Here is a 9,748-nt window from a genome sequence, read left to right as displayed (position 1 = left end):
GTCTTGTTTCCGGGGTATCCGCGGGTATTGTTTTCGTTCGTTGAATACGTCTAGAATTCAATTGGTCCGCACGGGACGGTATTTTCATCGTCGCCGGTCCTGCAAGGGTCCTGCCGATTCAAAGGGCCGGGTGCACACCAAAGAGATACCCCCGGGAATTCTTCCCGGGGGTATCTCTTTTCAGACCGCGGCGATCCGACGCAGGGTGTCGGCGATGGTGTCGCGCGAGGGCAGCCACATCCGTTCGAGCGAGGGCGTGTACGGCGCCGGCATGGGGGGCGGTGCCACCCGGGTGACGGGCGCGTCCAGGTGCCAGAACCCCTCGTCGACGGCGAGCGCCGACAGTTCGGCGCCCACGCCGAAGTCCCGTACCGCCTCGTGCGCGATGACCAGCCGGTTCGTCTTGGCGAGGGAGGCGAGGACCGTCTCCCGGTCCAGCGGGGCGATCGTCCGCAGGTCGATCACCTCGACGCTCACGCCCTCCCCGGCGAGCGACTCGGCGGCGGCGAGGGCGTCCTGGACCATCCGCGACCAGGAGACCAGGGTGATGTCGGTGCCCTCACGGACCACCTTCGCCCTGCCCAGCGGGATCAGGTGGTCGGCCGGCGGCTTGGGGCCCTTGAGCCCGTACTGGAGCCGGTTCTCGACGAAGACGACCGGGTTGGGGTCCTGGATGGCGGCGCGCAGCAGACCGTAGGTGTCGGCGGGGTTGGACGGCATCACCACGGTCAGTCCGGGAATGTGGGCGAGCAGCGCCTCCAGGCTCTGGGAGTGCTGGCTGCCGGAGGAGCGTCCGGCGCCGAACTGGGTGCGCACCACGAGCGGCATGGAGGCCCGGCCGCCGGTCATGAAGCGCAGTTTCGCGGCCTGGTTGAGCAGCATGTCGAGGCAGACTCCGATGAAGTCCATGTACATGATCTCGACGACCGGCTTCATGCCGGCCATGGCCGCGCCCACCGCCGTGCCGACGATCGCGCTCTCGCTGATCGGGGTGTCGCGCACCCGGCCCGGGAAGGCCTCGGCCAGCCCCCGGGTCAGCCCGAAGACGTTACCGCCCGCGCCGACGTCGATACCGGCCACGAACACCGTGGGATCGGCGGCGAGTTCGTGCTCCAGGGCGAGCCGGACGGCGTCCATGGAGCGGAAGATCTCGCCCTGGGCGGGGGCGGGTTCGGCGATGACGGGCCGCGGCGCCGAGACGTACTCGTGGAGCGTCTCCGGGGCGGGCTCGGGCAGGCTCCTGGCCCACTCGACGGCCGCCTCGATCTCCTTGTCGATCTCCTCGTCGACGGCGTCGGCGGCCACGTCGGGCACCCCGGCCGCCGCCAGGTGCCGGCGCGCCACCAGCAGCGGGTCGCGGTCCTTGGCGGCGGCGACCTCCTCCGCGCTGCGGTAGCGCTGCGGGTCGCCCTCGTAGTGGCCGTGCCAGCGGTAGGTCTCGGCCTCCACCAGGACCGGGCCGCCGCCGCGCCGCAGCCGCTCCACGACGTCCGTCATCATGCCCGCCACCGCGAGGACGTCGTTGCCGTCGACGTGCGCGTATCCGATGCCGTAGCCGGCGGCGCGGGCGGACAGGGTGGCCCGGTGCTGCTCGGCGGCCGGGGAGAACTCGGAGTAGTGGTTGTTCTCGCACAGGAAGACCACCGGCAGATCCCATACGGCGGCCAGGTTGACGGCCTCGTGGAACATGCCCTGCGCCACCGCGCCGTCCCCGAAGAACGCCACCACCACATCGCCCGAGGCGCGCAGCTTCGCCGCGGTCGCCACCCCGGCGGCGATCGGCAGTCCGGCGCCGACGATGCCGTTGGCGCCGTAGATGCCGAGGCCCGGGTCGGCGATGTGCATGGAGCCGCCGCGGCCGTGGCAGGTGCCCGCCTCCTTGCCCATCAGCTCGGCCATCATCGACGCGGAGTCCAGGCCCTTGGCCAGTACGTGGCCGTGGCCTCGGTGGGTCGAGGTGATGCCGTCGCGCGCGCCGAGCGGCCAGCAGGCGCCGACCGCGCTGGCCTCCTGGCCGATCGACAGGTGCAGGAAGCCCGGGATCTCGGTGGCCTTGTAGAGGTCGGAGGCCCGCTCCTCGAAACGCCGGATACGGCGCATCCGCCGGTACATCTCCAGGAGTTGGTCCGCGTGCGCGGAGCCGTTCACGGTCAGCCGTGGTGCATCGGTCGTCATGCGCGTCCTCGCAATGTCCGCCCGGGCGGCACGAGGCCGCACCGCCTGAGTCCTACTTTTAATGTACCGTTTGGTCTAGCAAACTGCTGCAAGCACACCGGCGACGAGGTCCCGGAGCACCAGGCGGGGAGACGAGCAATGCCCAGACCACCGGGTCACGGACCGGGTTTCGAGATCAGACGCCAGAAGATCATCGACACCGCGGCGGAGCTTTTCGCCCGCCGCGGCTACGCCGCGACCTCCGTGGGCGACCTGGGCCGGGCGGTCGGGCTCGCCAAGGGAGCGCTGTACTACTACATCGACTCCAAGGAGAACCTGCTGATCGAGATCCAGTCCCGGGTGATGACCCCGCTGCTGGCCCGGGCCCGGGAGATAGAGGCGCTGGAGGCCGATCCGCTGGTGCGGCTGCGGCTGCTCTCCGAGTCCCTGCTGACGATCATCATCCGCAGACTCGACCACATCTGGGTCTACGAGCACGACTACCGCAGCCTCAGCGGCGCTCCCCGGGAAACCCTGCTGGGCCAGCGCGCCGCCTTCGAGCGCGTGGTCAGAGGGCTGCTCACCGAAGCCATGGGCCAGGGCAGATTCCGCCCGCTCGACGCGCGCGTGGCCACCCTGCAGTTCCTCAACCTGCACAACCACACCTACCAGTGGGTCAAGCCGGACGGCCGCTGGGACGCGGCACAGCTGTCGCGCGAGTACTGCGACACCCTGCTGCGCGCCTTCGCCGCTCCGGGCGCCGTCCTGCCGGACGTGGAGGCGGCGGCCGAGGCGTTCAAGCGCGACCGCCCCGATCTCCCGCTCGACCCCGAGGCCGAGTGGCGGTCGACCGCGCTGGCGAGCTGACCGCGGGGACCACGGCGCCGGCCGCGGCCCCCGGGGCCTGTCACGCCTGCTTGACCAGCGCCCGGGCGATGACATCGCGCTGGATCTCGTTCGTGCCCTCGCCGATCTCGAGGATCTTGGCGTCGGCGTAGAACCGCGAGATCTCCGACTCCCGGACATAGCCGTAGCCGCCGTGGATCTGCACCGCCTGCGAGGCGGCACGGTTGGCGACCTCGGAGGCGTACAGCTTCGCCATGGCGGCCTCCGTGCTGTACGGGCGGCCCTGGTCGGCGAGCCAGGCGGCGCGGTAGACCATCCAGCGGGCGGCCTCGAACTCCGTGCCGATGTCGGCGATCTTGTGCGCCACCGCCTGGAAGGAGGACAGCGGCCGGCCGAACTGGTGCCGCTCGGTGGCGTGTTTGACGGCGAGCGCGAGCGCGGCCTTGGCCAGCGACAGACCCAGCGCGGCGACGCTGATACGGCCCTTGTCGAGCACGGAGAGGAACTGGCGCAGCCCGCCGCCCTCCTCGCCGATGAGGTGGTCGTCGGAGACCCAGCAGTCGTCGAAGACCAGTTCCCGGGTGTCCATGGCGTGCCAGCCGAGCTTCTTCAGCTTGGCGCCGCAGGAGTAGCCGGGGGTGCCGGTCGGGACGTAGAAGGTGGCGAACCGTTTCCGCCCGTCCCCGTCCAGACCGGTGGTGGCCAGCAGGGTGACGCCCTGGCTGATGTCGGTGCCGGCGTTGGTGATGAACATCTTGGTGCCGTTGATCACCCAGCCCCCGTCCGCCCTGCGGGCGGTGGTGGTGATGCCGGCGGCGTCGGAACCGGCGCCGGGCTCGGTCAGGCCGAAGGCGCCGATGGCCTCGCCCCGCGCCAGCGGTGCCAGCCAGCGCCGCTTCTGCTCCTCGGTGCCGTAGGCCAGCAGCGGAAGGGTGGCGATGGTGGAGTGCGCGTTCCAGGAGGAGGCCACCGACTGGTCGGCGGCGCCCAGTTCCTCCATGACCGCGACGTAGGAGACGGTGTCGGAGCCGGCGCCGTCGTACTCCTCCGGCACCAGCATGCCCATCAGGCCGAGTTCGCCGAGCTTGGTGAAGATGTGCGTCGGGAACTGCTCGTTCTCCGACCACTCGGCCGCGTTCGGGGTGATCTCCTTGGCCGCGAACTCGCGGACCATGTCCTGCAGGTCCCGCGTCTCCTCCGGCAGGTCGAAATCCATGGCACTTATCCCTTCGGGGTGAGCAGCACCTTCAGGTGCCTTGCGCGGTCGGCCGCCAGGTCCGCGAAGACCTCGGCTCCTTCCGAGAGCGGGAAACGTCCGGTGATCAGGGGCGAGGCGTCCAGGCGGCCGGTGCTCATCAGGTCGATCACTCGGGGGATGTCGAAGTTGTAGCCGAGCGTGCCGACCACCGACCGCTCGTAGAAGACGAGCTGGCCCATGTCGAACTCGACGCTGCCGTGTCCGACACCGGCCAGGACGACCCGTCCGCCGCGCCGGACGGTCGCCACGGCCGCGGCGGCGAGCGCGGGGACTCCGGTGGCGTCGATGACGACGTCGGGGCCGATGCGGCCGGTCCGCACGAACAGCTCACGGCGCACGTCGCTCTCGCGTGGGTCGAAGGCCTCGGTCACGCCGACTTCGAGGAGCTTCTCTCGGCGCTCCTTCAGCGGTTCGCTCACATACAGCCCGGCGGCGCCCGCGAGGCGGGCAGCGAGGACGACGGCGAAGCCGATGGGTCCGCCGCCGACCACCAGGACGTTGTCACCCGGCCGCACTCCCGCCCGGGTGACGGCGTGCAGGCCCACGGCCAGAGGCTCGGCGACGGCGGCCATCTCGTCGCTGACGTTGTCCGGCAGCCGGGTCAGCCCGGCGATCGGCACGGTGACGAGATCGGCGAAGGCGCCGGAGGAGGCCAGCCCGATCGAACCGCTCTTCGGGCAGATGTGGTACTCGCCGCGCACGCACCAGAAGCAGACCCCGCACCGCCAGACAGGGTCGGCGGTCACCCGGTCACCGATCGCGATGCCCGGGACCGCCCGGCCCAACGCGACCACCGTGCCGCTGAGTTCGTGCCCGAGCGCGAGCGGCGGACTGGCTCCGGTGAACGGGTGCGGATCGAGCCGGATCATGTGCGGGCCCTCGACATACTCGTGCAGATCGGTGCCGCACACCCCGCACCAGGCCACCTCGACCACGGCTTCGTGCGGCCCGGGTTCCGGCGGGTCGGCAACCTCCTCCAGCCGCAGATCATGCGCACCGTGCCAGCGCAGTGCCCTCATCGTCGCCATCCCTTTCGTGTCGTACGACCGTCCCGGCGCGGTCAGTTGTCCCGCGCGGGTCCCTCGAAGCGGGCCTTGCCCGGCCCGTGTTCCAGGAAGGACCGGATGCCGACGGCGGCGTCCACCGTGCCGAACACGCCGGTGAACAGGGACCGTTCGAGCGCCAGCCCGGCGGACAGCGCCCCGTCGGCACCGTGGTCCACGGCCTCCTTGATCGCCTCCAGAGCCGCGGCGGGCCCCTCGGCGAGCCGGCGGGCGTAGCGCAGGGCGGTGTCAAGGACGTCGCCCGCGGGCACGACCTCGTCCACGAGACCCAGGCGCAGCGCCTCCTCGGCGGCCACCCGACGGCCGGTCATCAGCAGGTTCTTCGCCCGTGACGGCCCGATCAGCCGGGTCAGCCGCTGGGTGCCGCCCGAGCCCGGGATGATGCCGAGCCGCACCTCGGGCTGGCCGAGGACCGCGTCGTCGGCGGCCACCCGGTAGTCGGCGGCGAGGGCCAGCTCCAGTCCGCCGCCGAGGGCGTACCCGGTGATCGCTGCGACGACGGGTACCGGCAGCCGTGCCACCTCGTCGAAGGTCCGCTGCAGGGCCCGGTTCCAGCCTCTGACCTCCTCGGCGTCCATCAGGGCGAGCGCCTTGACGTCCGCTCCGGCGGCGAACAGCCGCTCACCGCCGTACAGCACGACGGACCGCACCTCGCTGTCGTCCGCCAGCTCGCGCACGACGGCGGCCAGCTCACAGCGCAGTTCGGTGTCGAAGGCGTTCAGGGGCGGATGGTCGAGGCGGACGGTGACGACGGGTCCTTCGGTGTCGAGGCGGATGCGAGGCACGAGGCCCTCCTCGGTGGGGGAGACGACTCGGCCCGTCCGGATGGTTGTCGGCCAGTGGGCTCCGTCGTAAAGTGCGGCTCAAGGTTTTATAGACCAAGAGGTACACTAAATCTTGGTAACGGGCAACCGACCGGTCGGGACAATCCCGGCCGCCGAGCCGGAGAGTCGCCGTGCACAATTTCTCGAGCATCCTCGATTACCACCTCGCCCAGCGGCCGGACGCCGTGGTCGTGACACAGGAGGACCGCCGTCTGACGGTGCGCGAACTCCATGAGCGGGTGAACCGGCTGGCCGCCGGTCTGACCGAGCTGGGCGTCGGGCGCGGCGACGTCGTGGCTCTGCTGCTCTACAACCGGCCCGAGTTCCTGGAACTGCTCTACGCGGTCAACAGGGTCGGCGCGGTGTTCCTGCCGCTGAACTACCGCCTGTCCGAGGAGGAATGGGCGTACATCCTGGGCCACGCGCGGGCCAAGGTGCTCGTGACCGAGCCGGAGTTCCTGCGCCCGGCCGATCGCATCGCCGCCAAGCTGGACGACCTCCGGCACCGGCTGCTGGTGGACGGCGAGCCCCCGTCTCCCGAGTGGACCGGCTACGAGCCCCTCCTGGAGCGGCATCCCGGCGCCCGGGTGGAGCCGGTGGACGTCGGCCCGGACGACCTCCAGCGGCTGATGTACACCTCGGGCACCACATCGCGGCCCAAGGGCGTGCGCATCACCTACGGGAACGTGCAGGCCAAGAACCTCGCCCATATCGTCCACTTCGGCCTGACCGCGGCGGACACCACGCTGGTGTGCGGGCCGCTCTACCACGTGGGCGGCCTGGACATGCCGGCCCTGGGGGTGCTGTACGCGGGCGGGAGCGTGGTGCTCCAGCGGAAGTTCGACCCGGAGGGCGTCCTGCGGGCCATCCAGGAGCACGGGGTGACGAACTCCTGGCTGGCCCCCGCGATGGTGAACGCGGTCCTGGAGGTCCCGGACCGGGAGTCGTACGACACCAAGTCGGTCCGCTTCGTCCTCGGCGGCGGCGAGAAGACCCCGGAGCCGGTGCTGCGGCGCATCATGAGCGCCTTCCCCAACGCCTGGTTCGCCGACGCCTACGGCCTCACCGAGACCGTGTCCGGTGACACCTTCCTGGACCGCGAGCACGCGCTCACCAAGCTGGGCTCCGTGGGCCGTCCCGTGCCGCACACGCGGGTGCGGATCGTCGACGACGCCGGCGCGGAGGTTGCCGCCGGGGAGCTCGGCGAGATCACGCTGCGCGGCCCGAAGGTCTTCGCGGGCTACTGGCGCGACGAGAAGGCCACCGCCGCCGCCCTCAGGGACGGCTGGTTCCACACGGGGGACATCGGGCACGTCGACGAGGACGGCTACCTCTACATCGACGACCGCAAGAAAGACATGATCGTCTCCGGCGGGGAGAACATCGCCACGCCCGAGGTCGAGCGGGTGCTGTACGAGCACCCCGCCGTACTGGAGGCCGCAGTGGTCGGTCTCACCCACCCCCGCTGGGGCGAGGTCCCGCGCGCCTTCGTGGTGTTCCGGCCCGGAGCGGGCGCGGGTCCGCAGGAGCTGCGGGAGTTCTGTCTGGAACGGCTGGCCAAGTTCAAGGTGCCGGTCCGCTTCGACCTCGTCGACGAACTTCCCCGTACCCCCTCGGGCAAGGTCCTCAAGCGGACCCTGCGCGACATCCCCGTGGAGGGCTGAGCCATGGCCGACGTCAACACCGATCTGCGCCTCGACGGCAGAACCGCCTGGGTGACCGGAGCGGGCAAGGGCCTGGGCCGGGCCATCGCGGTCGCCCTGTCCCAGGCCGGTGCCGATGTGGCGGTGACCGCCCGTACGGCCGCGGACCTGGAGAGCCTGGAGGCCGAACTCGCCGGGTACGGCGGCAAGGTGCTGGTGCTGCCCGCCTCCGTCGCCGACTCCGAGGCCGTCCGCACGACGGTCGAGCGGATCACGGGGTCGACCGGGCGGCTGGACGCCGTCGTCAACTGCGCCGGCATCAGCCCGCACTTCACCCGCAGCGAGTACGTCACCGACGAGGACTTCGGGCGGGTGCTCGACATCAACCTCCAGGGCCTCTTCTACTGCTGCCGCGAGGCGGGCCGGGTGATGCTGGCGCAGGGGTCCGGGTCGATCGTCAACGTGTCGTCCGTGCACGCGCGCACCGGCTTCGAGCGGATCGCCGCGTACGCCGCCAGCAAGGGCGGTCTCGAGGCGCTCGGCAAGGCCCTCGCCGTCGAGTGGGCCGACCGGGGTGTACGGGTCAACTCCCTCGCGCCCGGCTACTTCCGTACGGACCTCAGCTCGGGCCTGCTGGACAGCCGCTGGGGTGAGCGGATCGTGGGAGGCACTCCCCTGGGCCGGGTGGGCGACGTGCAGGAACTGGGTGGCGCGGCGGTGTTCCTCGCCTCGGACGCCTCCCGTTTCGTGACGGGGACGACGCTCACGGTGGACGGAGGCTGGACGGCGCACTGACGGGTGCCGGGAATCGTTGGAGGTCTGCGAGGGCCGCGGATCCCGCGGCCCTCGGCGCGTGGCCCCGCGGCTGCCCGCCAGGCGACGGGGTCCGGCGCGTCCTGGTGTCAGTCCTCGGCCGTGCCGAACAGATCGTCGGAGACGGCCCGGACCGTGTCGACCACGAGCGGGGCCACGAGCTCCAGCGAGGAGCGGCCGTCCCCGACCACCGAGACCGCCGCGACCGGTCCTTCCGGCCCGCGCAACGCCAGCCCCACACAGCCGAGTTCGGGATAGCACTCCCCCCGGTCGATCGCCAGCCCGTTGCGGCGGCGCACCAGGCCGAGTTCACGGTGCAGCTGGTCGAGCCGGCCGATGCTGTGGTGCGTACGGCGTTCCATGACCCGCGCGTACCGTGCGTCGATCTCCTCCGGACTGAGCCAGGCGAGCATCGCCTTGCCGAGCCCGGTGCAGTGGGCGACGGCCCGGCCGCCGACCCGGGAGGGGATGTCGACGGCGGCCCGGCCGCCGACCTTGTCCAGGTAGTAGATCTCCGGCCCGTCGAGCACGGCCAGGTGCACGACCATCCTGGTGCGCACGGCCAGATCCAGCAGATGCGGAGCGGCGGCCGCCCGCAGTGCGCTGTGCCCGATCTCCCGCCCGCCCAGGCCGAGCGCCCGGTTCCCCAGCGCGTAGCCGGCCTCCGTGTGACGCAGCCAGTCCAGCCGGACCAGTTGGTCGAGAATGCGGTGGGTCGTCGAGCGGGGCAGCTGGGTCCGGCGGGAGACCGTTTCGAGGGTCAGATGAGTCTGGGGACTTTCGAAAAGATCCATGATGAGCGTCACTCGCTCCATCATCGACGGAGGCAGCGCAACGCTCAGGACAGGGGCAGACGTCATCGTCGGTGCCTCTCTGCTCAACCTGAAATCAATTCTGGTTCGGCGCCGGCGTCAAGGTATCAATGACGTCGGCCGCAGAGATAGAGCCGTGCACCGATTTATTGGGGCGATCGGTCTAATCAACGTGGAGGCAAAAGGATCAGCCTTGTGCGGTCAGGTCCAGGGCGATGTCCACGATCATGTCCTCCTGCCCGCCGACCAGGCCGCGCCTGCCGACCTCCGCCAGGATGGTGCGGGCGTCGAGGCCGTACTGCTCGGCCGCGGTCTCGGCGTGCCGCAGAAAGCT

General features: G+C 70.9%; 8 protein-coding genes and 1 pseudogene. 3 read left to right on the top strand and 6 right to left on the bottom strand.

All coding sequences use genetic code 11. From position 1 onward, the window contains the following. Window positions 1-180: 180 nt before the first annotated feature. Window positions 181-2,175 carry a dehydrogenase E1 component subunit alpha/beta gene (locus ABZT17_RS44170; RefSeq protein WP_356357835.1) on the bottom strand — a complete coding sequence of 665 codons (1,995 nt, stop codon included), beginning with the start codon at window positions 2,173-2,175 and terminating at the stop codon, window positions 181-183. A gap of 138 nt (window positions 2,176-2,313) precedes the next feature. On the opposite strand from ABZT17_RS44170, the gene ABZT17_RS44165 reads away from it, so the two are divergent. Then, window positions 2,314-3,021, top strand: a complete 708-nt coding sequence (locus ABZT17_RS44165; RefSeq protein ID WP_356357834.1) for a TetR/AcrR family transcriptional regulator — start codon at window positions 2,314-2,316, stop codon at window positions 3,019-3,021. A gap of 40 nt (window positions 3,022-3,061) precedes the next feature. Here ABZT17_RS44165 and ABZT17_RS44160 read toward each other — a convergent pair whose 3' ends face one another. The 3 genes from ABZT17_RS44160 to ABZT17_RS44150 are packed head-to-tail and all read right to left on the bottom strand — an operon-like array spanning window position 3,062 to window position 6,107. Further along, a complete protein-coding gene (locus ABZT17_RS44160) occupies window positions 3,062-4,216 on the bottom strand; it encodes an acyl-CoA dehydrogenase family protein (protein ID WP_356357833.1) in 1,155 nt (384 codons plus the stop codon). 5 nt (window positions 4,217-4,221) lie between these two features. Further along, window positions 4,222-5,277: an alcohol dehydrogenase catalytic domain-containing protein gene (locus ABZT17_RS44155; protein ID WP_356357832.1), complete on the bottom strand. Its 1,056-nt coding sequence runs from the start codon at window positions 5,275-5,277 to the stop codon at window positions 4,222-4,224. A 41-nt stretch (window positions 5,278-5,318) separates the two neighbouring features. Continuing rightward, the gene (locus ABZT17_RS44150) at window positions 5,319-6,107 is read right to left on the bottom strand and encodes an enoyl-CoA hydratase-related protein (protein WP_356357831.1); all 789 of its coding nucleotides are present in this window, start codon (window positions 6,105-6,107) and stop codon (window positions 5,319-5,321) included. A 170-nt stretch (window positions 6,108-6,277) separates the two neighbouring features. Between ABZT17_RS44150 and ABZT17_RS44145 the strand changes: the two genes are divergently transcribed. Next, window positions 6,278-7,810, top strand: coding sequence for a long-chain fatty acid--CoA ligase (locus ABZT17_RS44145; protein WP_356357830.1), 1,533 nt, complete (start codon window positions 6,278-6,280; stop codon window positions 7,808-7,810). 3 nt (window positions 7,811-7,813) lie between these two features. Next, window positions 7,814-8,584, top strand: coding sequence for an SDR family oxidoreductase (locus tag ABZT17_RS44140; protein WP_356357829.1), 771 nt, complete (start codon window positions 7,814-7,816; stop codon window positions 8,582-8,584). 107 nt (window positions 8,585-8,691) lie between these two features. Here the strand turns inward: ABZT17_RS44140 and ABZT17_RS44135 are convergent, their stop codons facing one another. Both ABZT17_RS44135 and ABZT17_RS44130 read right to left on the bottom strand, forming a co-directional pair. Further along, the gene (locus tag ABZT17_RS44135) at window positions 8,692-9,420 is read right to left on the bottom strand and encodes an IclR family transcriptional regulator (protein ID WP_356357836.1); all 729 of its coding nucleotides are present in this window, start codon (window positions 9,418-9,420) and stop codon (window positions 8,692-8,694) included. A 181-nt stretch (window positions 9,421-9,601) separates the two neighbouring features. Further along, window positions 9,602-9,748: pseudogene (locus tag ABZT17_RS44130) on the bottom strand (4-hydroxy-2-oxovalerate aldolase); the annotation flags it as partial.

The sequence above is a fragment of the Streptomyces sp. NPDC005648 genome (assembly GCF_040605395.1).
Classification (GTDB): domain Bacteria; phylum Actinomycetota; class Actinomycetes; order Streptomycetales; family Streptomycetaceae; genus Streptomyces.
This window is presented reverse-complemented; position numbering and strand designations above follow the sequence as displayed.